The sequence below is a fragment of the Sinimarinibacterium arenosum genome, assembly GCF_005047655.1.
Classification (GTDB): domain Bacteria; phylum Pseudomonadota; class Gammaproteobacteria; order Nevskiales; family Nevskiaceae; genus Solimonas.
Genome location: NZ_SUKF01000004.1, coordinates 134,955 through 147,206, shown reverse-complemented (window position 1 = coordinate 147,206; position 12,252 = coordinate 134,955). Strand labels below are relative to the sequence as shown.

Genomic DNA, 12,252 nt, shown 5'->3' with positions numbered 1-12,252 from the left:
GCGCCAGGAGCATCAGCATGGGTAAGAGCGTCGTCATTATTGGCGCCCAATGGGGCGACGAAGGCAAGGGCAAGATCGTCGATCTGCTGACGGATCGGGTGCACGCCGTGGTGCGGTTCCAGGGTGGCCACAATGCCGGTCACACGCTGGTGATCAATGGTGTCAAAACGGCGCTGAATCTGATTCCGTCGGGCATCATGCGTCCGGGTGTGCAGTGCCTGATCGGCAATGGCGTCGTGCTGTCGTTGCCCGCGTTGATTGCCGAAATCGAAAAAGTTGAAGCCACCGGCGCGTCGGTGCGCGATCGTCTGCACATTTCCGAAGCGGCGCCGCTGGTGCTGCCGGTGCACGCGCAGCTGGATCAGGCGCGTGAGCGTGCTCGCGGCGATGCCAAGATTGGCACAACGGGCAAGGGCATCGGTCCGGCCTATGAGGACAAGGTGGCGCGCCGCGCAGTGCGCGTCGGCGATCTGTTCCATCGCGAGCAGCTGGCGGCCAAGCTGGGCGAATTGCTTGGCTATCACAACTTTGTGCTGCAGAACTACTACAAGGAAGATCCGGTCGACTTCCAGCAGACGCTGGACGCGCTGCTGGGCTACGCCGAAGTGATCCGGCCGATGGTTGCGGACGTGACCGAGCTGCTACGGCTGCATTTGCGCCGGGGCGACAATGTGCTGTTCGAGGGCGCCCAAGGCGCCTTGCTCGACGTTGATCACGGCACCTATCCGTTCGTGACGTCCAGCAACACGACCGCGGGCGGTGCCGCGACGGGTACCGGCGTGGGGCCGCGCGAGCTCGACTACGTGCTGGGCATTGTCAAGGCCTACGCCACACGGGTGGGTTCAGGGCCATTCCCGACCGAGCAGGAAAACGAAACCGGGCAGCACATCCGCGACAAGGGGGCCGAGTACGGCACCGTGACGCAGCGGCCGCGCCGCTGTGGCTGGTTCGATGCGGTTGCGGCGCGTCGCTCGATTTTCAATAACAGCGTGACCGGGCTGTGCGTCACCAAGCTCGACGTGCTCGACGAACTCGACACGATTCGCCTGTGCGTGGGCTACAAGGTCAATGGCGAGCCGGTCGAGGTGCCGCCGATCGGTGCCGAGGGCTATGCCAGGATCGAACCGATCTACGAAGAAATGCCAGGCTGGAAGTCGAACACCTTTGGCGTTACCCGCTACGAAGAATTACCAGAAAATGCGCGGCTTTACCTCAAGCGCATCGAGGAAGTGACGGCAGCGGAAGTGGCCGTGATTTCCACCGGGCCGGATCGCGATCACACGATCGTATTGCGCAATCCGTTTGATTGAGTCCACTGCGCTGCAGGGCTCGCCCCCGCGTTCGCCAGTAGGCGTCGCGGCTCGGGCGAGCCTGCGCGACAGCGCTGAGGTCTCAGCGCTATGCTTGGACTTTGTGATACCCACAAAAAACCCGGCCAGGGCCGGGCTTTTTGTTCATTTGGTGCCGAGGAGAGGACTCGAACCTCCACGGTGTTACCCGCCAGTACCTGAAACTGGTGCGTCTACCAATTCCGCCACCTCGGCTGAGGGCGCGCATTTTGGCGACGCATTGGACCTTTGTCAATGAAAAAGAAAACAACTACAGAACACACACGAAAGAAGCCTTCAAAGGCTTCCAAGCCGACCGGCTGGCAGCAGCAGGATCCTGACTACAAACAGCAGCTTTCAAATTACGACGAGCCGGTGCCCAGCCGGCAGTTGATCACCGAAGTCCTGGTTGCCGAAGGTGGCCCGATGACGCTCGATGATCTGATCGGTCATTTCGAGCTGACGAAGCTGTCCGAACAAGAAGCCTTTGGCAGACGTCTGCAGGCGATGGTTCGCGATGGTCAGCTGGCGCAGAACCGCCGCGGCGCTTACGGCCCGGTGACCCAGATGAATCTGATCGCCGGCAGTATCCAGGCGCATCGGGATGGTTTCGGCTTTCTGATTCCGGAAGCGGGTGGCAAGGACATCTTCCTGCCGCCACGGCAGATGCGCTCGCTGATGAATGGCGATCGCGCGCTGGTCCGCGTTGTCGGGACCGATTTCAAGGGGCGGCCGGAGGGCGTGCTGGTTGACGTGATCGAGCGGGTCAGCCGCAGCATTGTCGGACGCCTGCACGTCGATCAGGGCGTCAGCTACGTGATTCCCGATAACCCGCGGGTGCAGCAGGATCTGCTGATTCCGCCCGAGCACATGGGCGGCGCCCGCCACGGCCAGATGGTGGTCGCGGAAATCGTCACGCCGCCGGGCAGTCGCACCTTGCCGGTCGGCAAGGTTGCGGAGATTCTCGGTGAACATCTGGCGCCGGGGATGGAGATCGAGGCGGCGATTCGTGCGCACAGCCTGCCGAATACCTGGCCGGTCGAAGTCGAGCGTGAAGTCGGGGTGCTGGAAGACACCGTCATGCCGCATCAGATCGTCGGCCGGGAGGATCTGCGTGAGCTGCCGCTGGTGACGATCGATGGTGCCGACGCGCGCGATTTCGATGATGCCGTGCATGCGCGTGCCGAGCGCAAGGGCTGGACCCTGTGGGTCGCCATTGCCGACGTCTCGTCGTACGTCGTGGTGGATTCTCCGCTGGACAAGGAGGCGTTCCGCCGCGCGACCTCGGTCTATTTTCCGCAGCAGGTGATTCCGATGCTGCCGGAGAAGCTGTCGAACGGACTCTGCTCGCTCAATCCTGACGTCGATCGCCTGTGCATGGTCTGCGAGATGCGGGTGATGCCGGACGGCGAAGTGGCCAAGTCGCGCTTCTACGAGGCGGTGATGCGGTCGAAAGCGCGGCTGATCTACGACGATGTCGCCGCCATGCTGGCCGAGCCGCAGGGGGAGGCGGCGAAGAAGCGTCCGGGCCTGCTCAAGCACCTGCAGACACTCAACGACGTCTTCGACGCGCTGTTCGCCGCGCGTTCCAAACGGGGAGCGATCGAGTTCGAGTCGACCGAGACCCGGATCGTGTTTTCCGACACTCGCAAGATCGAGCGCATCGTCCCGGTTCAGCGCAATCTGGCCCACCGTCTGATCGAGGAATGCATGGTGGCCGCCAATGTCGAGGCGGCCAAGTTCGTCGACAAGCAGAAGGTGCCGAACCTGTACCGCGTGCATGAGTCGCCGGATCTGCTCAAGCTCAGCGCAGTGCGCGAGTTTCTGGCGCTGCGCGGCCTGCGCCTGGGCGGCGGTGACAAGCCGACCGCCAAGGATTACAGCAAGACACTTGACGCCGCGCGCGCGCGCCCGGATGCGGGTCTGATCCAGACGGTGATGCTGCGTTCGATGATGCAGGCGCGGTACAGCCCGGACAACATCGGGCATTTCGGCCTGGCTTTGACGCATTACGCGCATTTCACCTCGCCGATCCGGCGCTACCCAGATCTGATGCTGCATCGCGGAATCAAGCATGCGCTGGCCAAGCGCAAGCCCAAAACCTTTGTCTACGACCACGAAAAGCTTGTCACGCTTGGCGCACATTGCTCGATGGCCGAGCGCCGCGCGGACGAGGCGACGCGCGATGTCACGACCTGGCTCAAGTGCGAGTTCATGAGCGACCGCGTCGGGGAAGAGTTTGACGGAACAATCAGTGCCGTTGTGCCGTTCGGCCTGTTTGTGGAGCTCGACGGACTGTTCATCGAAGGATTGGCGCACGTTTCGTCATTGCGCAACGACTATTACGAGCACGATGCCCGCTCGCACCGTCTGGTCGGCAGCCGCAGCAAGACGGTCTATTCGCTGGGCGACCGAGTTCGCATTCGACTTGTCCGGGTCAATCTGGACGAGCGTAAAATCGATCTCGAGCTGGTGCAGGTCACCGCGCATTCATCGACAATTCAGCGCAAGCCGTCAGAATCCAGACGTAATCGAAACCGGAACAAGGGGAAACGAACATGAAGGCATTTCGCGTGGCAGTGTGTGCGGCGGTGATTGGCGGACTCAGCGCCTGTGCTACCGATGACCCGAACCAGCGCGCCAAGACCGGCGCGGTGATCGGCGCCATCGCCGGCGGTGTACTGGGCAATCAGGTCAGTCATGCCAAGGGCGCGCCGATCGTCGGGGCCGTGGTCGGCGCGATCGCCGGTGGCGCGGTTGGCAATTACATGGACAAGCAGAAGGCTGAACTCAATCAGCAGCTGGCTGCCGAAGCGGCACGCAACGAGCTGCAGATCACGCAGATCGCGGGTGACGCGCTGAAGATCGGCATCGCTAGCGACGTCAGCTTCGACGTCGACAGCGCGCAGATCCGTCCGGAGGCGATGAATACCTATGCCAAGATCGCCAACGTGCTCAAGACCTACGACAAGACCGTGATTCACGTCGTCGGCCACACCGATACCACTGGCAGCGACGCGCACAACCAGAGCTTGTCCGAGCGCCGCGCGGCATCGGTTGCCAGCTACATGAGCTCCCAGGGCTTGCCAGGCACGCGTATCCGCCAGGAAGGCCGTGGCGAGCGCGAATTGCTGGTGCGGACCGGTGACGGCGTTGCCGAATCCCGCAACCGTCGCGTCGACATCATCATCAAACCGGTGATTGAAGGTCAGGAACAGCAGGCCTGGGCGCCGCCGCCGTATCTGGGCTCATAAGCGCCTGAATTGCGCCCATCTGTGATCAGTCGCCCCCGCCAGCGCGGGGGCGAACTTTTTGTGAGCCGCCGAAAGCGGCACAATCGGCGCCCCATCCGGAGTAGTCAGCAGTGGCAAAAACCACGGTCATTGGCGGTTTTCATGCGGTACAGGCAGCGCTGGAAGACGCGCATGACAAGCCCTTCGAAATCCTGCTGGCGGATACCCGCCAGGATGAGCGCAGCCGCACGATCCAGCGACTGGCGAAGGCGCTATCGGTGCATGTGCGTGTGGTGCCGCGCTCGGAGCTGGATCTGAAGGCGCCAGGCCTGCGGCATCAGGGCGTGCTCGCCTATGTGCCTGAGAAAGCATTCGACAGCGAGGATGTGCTGTATCGGCAGGCTGAACCGCATCACCTGCTGCTGGCGCTGGATGGGGTGCAGGATCCGCACAACCTCGGCGCCTGTCTGCGCACCGCGGAGGCGGTGGGAGTCACCGCGGTGTTGTTGCCGAAGGATCGCAGCGCCGGTCTCACCGCGGTTGCGCGCAAGGCGGCGGCCGGTGCTGCCGAACGGGTGCCGATGATTGCGGTCACCAATCTGTCCCGCTCGCTCGAACGACTGAAGGAATTGGGCTACTGGATCACCGGGCTGGCCGGAGAAGCCGATTCGACCCTGTATCAGGTCGATCTGACCGGTCCGACAGTATTGGTGATGGGAGCCGAAGGTGAGGGGCTGCGACGCCTGACCCGCGAAACCTGCGACCGCCTGGTCAAGATCCCGATGCACGGCAAAGCCGAAAGCCTCAATGTTTCGGTAGCGGCCGCTGTGTGCCTTTACGAGGCGTTTCGCCAGCGCAGTGTTGCCGCAGGGGCGCACGCAGAAGCTAGCGCCTTAGGCCGCGCATGATGGGTAAGTCCACTGCACTGCTTTTGCGTTGTGGCGGGGTGTAGTGGGGGAATACACTCAGACGATGTCGGACAGCGCAGCCATGAGTGCCGGATCACCCCCGGATCGCAGTCGGCGGGATACGCGAGAGGCGATTCTGGCCTGTGCCGATGATTTGCTGCGGCGGCGCGGCTATGGCGGCTTCGCCTATCAGCACATTGCGGTTCAGCTGGGCATCCGCAATGCTGCGATTCACTATCATTTTCCGAGCAAGGAAGACTTAGGGGTCGCGCTGGTGCAGCGTTATCGCACCCAGTTCCACGAATGGATCCGTTCGTTGCCGGTTGAGCTGGATGACTGGGGAAAGCTGCGTGCGTATTTCGCGCGGTATAGCGCGCAGCTCGAGACGGGAGACTGCAGCTTGTGCCCGGGTGGCGTGCTCGCTGCGGAGTTCGCCGTACTGCCGCAAGCCATGCAGCACGAGGCGCGATTGCTGATGCGCGATACACAGCGCTGGCTGGCCGATGTGCTGGAGCAGGGCCGACGTGACGGCGTACTGCGCTTCCGTGGTGATGCCATCGACAAGGCGGTCGAAGTCGGCGCTTCGCTGCAGGGGGGCTTGCAGATTGCACGCCTGAATGGCTCGCCGTGTTTTGCGCAGCTGTTGACTCAGCTGTCGCTGGATCTGATCGGACTCGGTGACGCGGCAGCCCGCGAATGCCTGCCCTGATCGCCGGCGTCAGCGGCTGCGCAGCAGCACGTACACGGCTCCGGTTCCGCCATCGACCGGGCGTGCGCTGCAAAATGCCAGCACGTCATTGCGGCGCCGCAGCCAGCGATCCAGCAGAGTTTTCAGTATCGGGCCGCTGTTGGGTGAGCGATTACCCTTACCGTGAATGATGCGCACGCAGTGCGCGCGCTCGGCACGGCATTCGTCGAGGAACTGGTGCACACAGCTCAGTGCCTGGGTGCGGTTGAGACCGTGCAGATCCAATTCCCGGGTCACGCGGTAGTGCCCTCGACGCAGACTGCGCAGAACGCTCTCGGCCAGCCCTTCGGCTCGATACAGCAGCGTTTCGCCATGCTCCAGCCACTCTGGATCCGGCTCAGCCAGCATCTCCTGCAAAACCCGGCGGTCGTCGGCGTGCCGCTGTTGCGGAGTTGGCACCGGGGATTGTGTGCGTGGGCTGATCCGCGGCGACGCCTTGAGCTCGCGCACGCCGGTCATGGCGCGGCGGAACAGGTTGGCGTCGTCTTCCTCGTCCATCGACACAAATCCAAGCGGTCTTTGCCAGCCCATGATAGCCGGCAAAGCCGGTAAACTTCGCCGACTAACATTGGACCGCATGAAGATCCTTCTTTCCAACGATGATGGCTGCATGGCCCCGGGCCTGCTCTGCCTGCGCGAGCATCTGAGCCGCCAGCACCAGGTTGCTGTGGTGGCGCCGGACCGCAACCGCAGCGGTGCGAGCAACTCGCTGACCCTGCTGCGCCCGCTGCGCGTGCAAGCGCATGCCGACGGCACCCTGTGCGTGGATGGCACGCCGACCGACTGCGTGCATCTGGCGCTGACCGGCCTGCTGGATGAGCCGCAGGACATGGTGGTGTCCGGCATCAATGCTGGTGCCAATCTCGGCGACGACACGCTGTATTCCGGCACTGTTGCTGCCGCGATGGAAGGCCGCCATCTGGGGCGGCCTGCGATCGCCGTTTCCTGCGTATCAGTCAATCCGCAGCATTACGACACCGCTGCTCGGGTGACGTTGCGCCTGATCGAACGCCTGCAGGACGAACCGCTGCCGGGCGATACGATTCTGAACGTCAATGTGCCGGACCTGCCATGGGAAGCCCTGCAGGGCTTCGAGGTGACGCGCCTGGGGCATCGTCACCGTGCCGACACCACGCAGCGTTCCAGCGATCCGCGCGGGCGCACGATCTACTGGATCGGTGTCGCGGGGGGGGAGGCAGACTGTGGCCCAGGCACCGATTTTCATGCAGTGGCCCAGGGCAAGGTGGCGATCACGCCATTGCTGGTGGATCTGACCCGACATGCTGCGATGGAGCGGCTGGCGCAGTGGGTGCAGCTGCTATGAGTATGCTGCGGTCCCATCGCGGTGCAGCTGCGCCGGCGACAAGCAGTGCGCAACAGCGGCTGGTCGAAGCGCTGAGACAGCAGGGTGTCAGCAACGAGCGTGTGCTCGCCGCGCTGGGCAAGGTGCCTCGACATCAGTTCGTCGATGACGCCTTGAAGAATCGCGCCTACGAAAACAATGCCTTGCCGATCGGTCACGCGCAGACGATCTCGCAGCCGCTGGTGGTGGCGATGATGACGCAGGCCCTGCTGACCGGACGGCGACCGCAGCGCGTGCTCGAAGTCGGCACTGGCAGCGGGTATCAGACCGCGGTGCTGGCTGAGCTGGTCACAACCGTTTTCACCGTCGAGCGGATCAAGCCGCTTTCTGAAGCGGCGCGCCGGCGCTTGGCCGGGCTCAATTATCGCAATATCCATTTCGGCTACGCGGACGGCATCAATGGCTGGCCGCCGTATGCGCCGTACGACGGCATTATCGTGACGGCCGGCGCGGCCGCGGTACCCGAAGCGCTGATCCAGCAACTGTCGCCGAGTGGTCGCCTGATCATTCCGGTGGGGCCGCAAGGGGCGCAGAGCTTGCGCGTGATCGACCGACGTGGCGCCGGCATCCGCGAGCAGGACATGGGCGCCGTCAGTTTCGTGCCACTACTGGCAGGCAAGGTCTGATGCGGCTGTTCGGACGCATGTACGACGCCACGCTGCGCGCTGCGCAGCATCGCCACGCGCAATGGTATCTGGCGGTGAACAGCGTGGCCGAGGCGACGTTTTTTCCGATCCCGCCGGATGTGATGCTGATTCCGATGACCCTGGCGCAACCGGATAAATGGTGGCGCCTGGCGGCGTTGACCACGGTGACTTCGGTATTCGGAGGCTTTCTCGGCTATCTGATCGGCTACTACCTGCTGGATGTCGCGCTGCCGATCATCGATGACTGGGGCTATCGAGGGGCTTACGACACCGCTGTCGGCTGGTTCGAGCACTACGGGTTCTGGGCCATCCTCGCGGCCGGTTTCACTCCGATCCCGTTCAAGGTCTTCACGATCTCCGCGGGTGCGGCGCAGATGCAACTGCTGCCATTCGTGGTCGGCGCGGTAATTGGGCGTGGTGGACGTTTCTTTCTGGTTGCCGCTGCGATGCGCTGGTTCGGTCCGCGCTTTGAGCCGCAGTTGAAACGCTACGTCGACGTTCTGGGGTGGGCCACCCTGGGGGCCATCGTCATCGGCGTTGGAATCTGGAAGGCATGAGGGCGGCCTGATGTCAGCGACCCGTGCCGGTCTGCTCGCTTCGGTCGTCCTGCTTGGCGGCTGCGCCGGCTGGTCGTCGTGGGAGGACGGCCGTGGCAGTCGCGGCAACGAACCGCAGCGCCCCCTCACTGCCGGCCAGTATCGCGTGGTGCGCGGCGACACCATGTACTCGATCGCGTTTCGCAATGGCCTGGACTATCGAGAACTGGCCCGGTGGAACGGCATCGGCTCCGATTACCTGATCATGCCGGGTCAGATCCTGACGCTGAGGCCGCCTGGCGATGGCCGGACCGCGGTTGCCGCGGTCCCCGCCGTTTCGCGTCCTGCAACGGTTGCAACGCTGCCGTCAGGCGTCACGACGGCTCCTGTCACGACACAACGGCCTGCAACCGCGCTGCCGTCAGGACCGATCAGCTGGATCTGGCCGACACAGGGCCAAGTGGTGCGTGGATTCGGCGATCAGGGTAGCAAGGGCCTGGATTTCACCGGCAACGAAGGTCAGCCGGTGTTCGCTGCAGCGCCCGGCCGGGTGGTCTACAGCGGCAACGCGCTGAAGGGCTATGGTGAGCTGATCATCATCAAGCACGACGACGAATATCTGTCCGCCTACGGCTACAACCAGTCGCGGCACGTCAATGAGGGCGATCTGGTCACTGCCGGTCAGCCGATCGGGCGCATGGGACGCGGGCCGGAAAACAAGCCCTTGCTGCACTTTGAAATCCGTCGTGGCGGTCGACCGATCGACCCACGCGAATCATTGCCGCGCCAGCCGTCCTGACACCTGCCGCGACCGGTGTTTGTAAACGAATGCGGCGCGGATCAATAATACGCGCCCTTTTTTCAAGCCTTTCGGGGCTTTAATCGCCGTCGGAACTCCCGTGAATACTGTCTTTCCGCGCATTCAGCGCCTGCCGCCTTACGTCTTCAACATCGTTGGTGATCTGAAGAAGGCCGCACGAGCCCGTGGCGATGACGTGATTGACTTCAGCATGGGCAATCCCGATCAGCCGACGCCCAGACACATCGTCGACAAGCTGGTCGAGGCCGCAGTGCGCGGTACTGACTCGGATTACGTCAAGCCCGAGCACCACGACGAGGACGGCACCCATACACACCGCTACTCGGTGTCAAAGGGCGTGCCGCGCCTGCGTCGAGCCATGGCCAACTGGTACAAGCGTCGTTTCGACGTCGATCTCGATCCCGAGACCGAGGTGATCGCCACCATCGGCTCCAAGGAAGGCCTGGCGCATCTGGCATTTGCGACGCTGTCAGCCGGCGACGTCGTGCTGGTGCCGAATCCGGCGTATCCGATCCATCCATACGGTGTGGTGCTCGCCGGCGCCGATGTGCGTCACGTGCGCATAACACCGGAAGTCGATTTCTTCGAGGAGCTGGAGCGCGCGATCAAGGAAACCTGGCCGGCGCCGAAGATGCTGATCCTGAACTTCCCGGGTAATCCGACCACGCAGTGCGTCGACCTGGCGTTCTTCGAAAAGGCTGTGGCGCTGTGCAAGGAACATCAGATCTGGCTGGTGCACGACCTTGCCTACGCGGACATCGTGTTCGACGGCTATGTCGCGCCCTCGGTGTTGCAGGTGCCGGGTGCCAAGGATGTCGCGGTCGAGTTCTTCACGCTGTCGAAGTCCTACAACATGCCAGGCTGGCGCGTGGGTTTCATGGCGGGCAATCCGACCCTGGTTGGCGCGCTGGCGCGGATCAAGTCGTATCTGGACTACGGCATGTTCACGCCGATCCAGGTCGCGGCGATCGCGGCGCTGGACGGTCCGCAGGACTGCGTCAGTGAAATCTGCGAGATGTACCGTTCTCGTCGCGACGTGCTCTGCGACGGTCTGAACGCTGCCGGCTGGAAGGTCGAGAAGCCCAAGGCGACCATGTTCGTCTGGGCTGAAATTCCGGAGCCATTCAAGGCGATGGGTTCGCTGGAATTCTGCAAGCGCCTGATTGACGAGGCCAAGGTGGCGGTATCGCCGGGCATCGGATTCGGCGAATACGGCGATACCCATGTGCGCTTTGCGCTGATCGAGAACGAACATCGCACGCGTCAGGCGATTCGAGGCATCAAACGCATGCTCAAGGAGGCGCGCGTATGAGCGTGCAAGCGGTACGGGTTGGGGTCGTTGGCCTGGGCACGGTCGGGCAGGGTGTGCTGCGCCTGCTGAAGAACAACGCCGACGAGATCAGCCGCCGCGTCGGCCAGCCGGTCGTCGTCACCGACGCGGTGGCGCGTGATGCCTCGCGTCAGCGCGACTGCGATCTGTCGGGCGTGACGCTGTGGAGCGATGCGTTGTCGTTGGCGCGCGAGGCTGATGTCGACATCGTCGTCGAGCTGATCGGCGGTCTCGGGGTCGCACGCGACGTGGTGCTGGCCGCAGTCGCGCGCGGCAAGCCCGTGGTCACCGCCAATAAGGCGCTGATCGCCGAAGCCGGCAACGAGATTTTCGAGGCCGCGCGCCAGAACAATGCCGTGGTGGCGTTCGAAGCGGCGGTCGCCGGCGGCATTCCGATCATCAAGGCGATTCGCGAAGGGCTGGCCGGCAACGTGATCCATGCCGTCGCCGGCATTATCAACGGCACCTGCAATTACATTCTGACGCAGATGACGGAGAAGGGTGAAACCTTCGCCGATGCGCTGGCGGTGGCCCAGAAGCTGGGTTATGCCGAGGCGGATCCGACCTTCGATATCGAAGGTGTCGATGCTGCGCACAAGCTGGCGATTCTGGCGTCAATCGCGTTTGGTATCCCGCTGTCATTCCCGCAGATTTCGATCGAAGGCATCAGCAGCGTCAGCCCCGCCGATATCAAGATCGCTCAGGTCTTTGGCTATCGCGTGAAGCTGCTGGGTATTGCCAAGCGCCACGACAACGGCATCGAGCTGCGCGTGCACCCGACGCTGGTGCCGGACGATGCGCTGCTGGCCAAGGTGGACGGCGTGCTCAACGCCGTCGTCGTGCAGGGCAATGCGGTCGGGCAGGTTGGCTTCTACGGCCGCGGCGCCGGTGGCGATGCCACGGCTTCGGCGGTCGTTGCGGACATCCTCGATCTGGCCCGTGCGCTGACGGCGGACCCGCGGCACGTGGTGCCGGCGCTGGCATTCCAGCCCGACGCCGTGCGGCCGCTGCCAGTGCTGCCGGTGCGTGATGCCGCGAGCGCGTTCTATCTGCGCCTTACCGTCGCGGACGAAGCGGGCGTGCTGTCGCAGATCACCGCAATCCTGGCCGCGCACGACATCAGCGTCGAAGCGATCCTGCAGCGCGAACCGCGCGGCGGCGACGATGCCAGCGTGGCGCTGATCACCTCGGTGATCCCGCAGCATCGCTTCGAAGCGGCGCTGGACGAGATGCAGAAGCTTCCGTTTGTGCGTGCCGGCGCCGCACGCTTCCGTGTCGAGAAGTTCGACTAGTTAAATTCACAACATCGGGCGCCGCGATGGCGCCTTGCTGAGACTGC

At 63.6% G+C, this 12,252-nt stretch carries 12 protein-coding genes and 1 tRNA gene; 11 read left to right on the top strand and 2 right to left on the bottom strand.

Annotated elements, in window-relative coordinates:
- Window positions 1–17 precede the first annotated feature (17 nt).
- Window positions 18–1,310, top strand: a complete 1,293-nt coding sequence (locus E4T66_RS09710; protein ID WP_136848836.1) for an adenylosuccinate synthase — start codon at window positions 18–20, stop codon at window positions 1,308–1,310.
- Between the two features lie 149 nt (window positions 1,311–1,459).
- On the opposite strand, the gene E4T66_RS09705 is transcribed toward E4T66_RS09710, so the two are convergent.
- Window positions 1,460–1,544: transfer RNA gene (locus E4T66_RS09705), tRNA-Leu, on the bottom strand.
- Between the two features lie 39 nt (window positions 1,545–1,583).
- Between E4T66_RS09705 and rnr the strand changes: the two genes are divergently transcribed.
- The 4 genes from rnr (at window position 1,584) to E4T66_RS09685 (ending at window position 6,178) form a co-directional block, all read left to right on the top strand.
- Entirely contained in the window at window positions 1,584–3,890 is a 2,307-nt protein-coding gene (gene rnr, locus E4T66_RS09700) for a ribonuclease R (RefSeq protein ID WP_136848835.1), read from the top strand.
- Complete coding sequence (locus E4T66_RS09695; RefSeq protein ID WP_136848834.1) at window positions 3,887–4,582, top strand: YiaD family glycine zipper/OmpA-like lipoprotein; 696 nt, start codon at window positions 3,887–3,889, stop codon at window positions 4,580–4,582. The genes rnr and E4T66_RS09695 overlap by 4 nt, the downstream gene beginning before the upstream one ends.
- Before the next feature lie 110 nt (window positions 4,583–4,692).
- The gene (gene rlmB, locus E4T66_RS09690) at window positions 4,693–5,469 is read left to right on the top strand and encodes a 23S rRNA (guanosine(2251)-2'-O)-methyltransferase RlmB (protein ID WP_136848833.1); all 777 of its coding nucleotides are present in this window, start codon (window positions 4,693–4,695) and stop codon (window positions 5,467–5,469) included.
- 82 nt (window positions 5,470–5,551) lie between these two features.
- Entirely contained in the window at window positions 5,552–6,178 is a 627-nt protein-coding gene (locus E4T66_RS09685; protein WP_136848832.1) for a TetR/AcrR family transcriptional regulator, read from the top strand.
- Between the two features lie 9 nt (window positions 6,179–6,187).
- Here the strand turns inward: E4T66_RS09685 and E4T66_RS09680 are convergent, their stop codons facing one another.
- On the bottom strand, window positions 6,188–6,715 hold the full coding sequence (locus E4T66_RS09680) for a Smr/MutS family protein (RefSeq protein WP_136848831.1): 528 nt from the start codon (window positions 6,713–6,715) through the stop codon (window positions 6,188–6,190).
- Window positions 6,716–6,794: 79 nt separating this feature from the next.
- Here E4T66_RS09680 and surE point away from each other — a divergent pair, with 79 nt between their 5' ends.
- From surE to E4T66_RS09650, 6 genes are all read left to right on the top strand, one after another.
- A complete protein-coding gene (gene surE / locus E4T66_RS09675; protein WP_136848830.1) occupies window positions 6,795–7,541 on the top strand; it encodes a 5'/3'-nucleotidase SurE in 747 nt (248 codons plus the stop codon).
- Complete coding sequence (locus E4T66_RS09670) at window positions 7,538–8,206, top strand: protein-L-isoaspartate(D-aspartate) O-methyltransferase (RefSeq protein WP_136848829.1); 669 nt, start codon at window positions 7,538–7,540, stop codon at window positions 8,204–8,206. Before surE ends, E4T66_RS09670 begins: the two co-directional genes overlap by 4 nt.
- On the top strand, window positions 8,206–8,784 hold the full coding sequence (locus E4T66_RS09665) for a YqaA family protein (protein ID WP_136848828.1): 579 nt from the start codon (window positions 8,206–8,208) through the stop codon (window positions 8,782–8,784). Before E4T66_RS09670 ends, E4T66_RS09665 begins: the two co-directional genes overlap by 1 nt.
- Window positions 8,785–8,794: 10 nt before the next feature.
- Window positions 8,795–9,562, top strand: a complete 768-nt coding sequence (locus E4T66_RS09660; RefSeq protein WP_136848827.1) for a peptidoglycan DD-metalloendopeptidase family protein — start codon at window positions 8,795–8,797, stop codon at window positions 9,560–9,562.
- 100 nt (window positions 9,563–9,662) lie between these two features.
- Window positions 9,663–10,895 carry an alanine transaminase gene (gene alaC, locus E4T66_RS09655; RefSeq protein ID WP_136848826.1) on the top strand — a complete coding sequence of 411 codons (1,233 nt, stop codon included), beginning with the start codon at window positions 9,663–9,665 and terminating at the stop codon, window positions 10,893–10,895.
- A gap of 2 nt (window positions 10,896–10,897) precedes the next feature.
- The gene (locus E4T66_RS09650; RefSeq protein ID WP_136849082.1) at window positions 10,898–12,205 is read left to right on the top strand and encodes a homoserine dehydrogenase; all 1,308 of its coding nucleotides are present in this window, start codon (window positions 10,898–10,900) and stop codon (window positions 12,203–12,205) included.
- The last annotated feature ends 47 nt before the right edge of the window (window positions 12,206–12,252 follow it).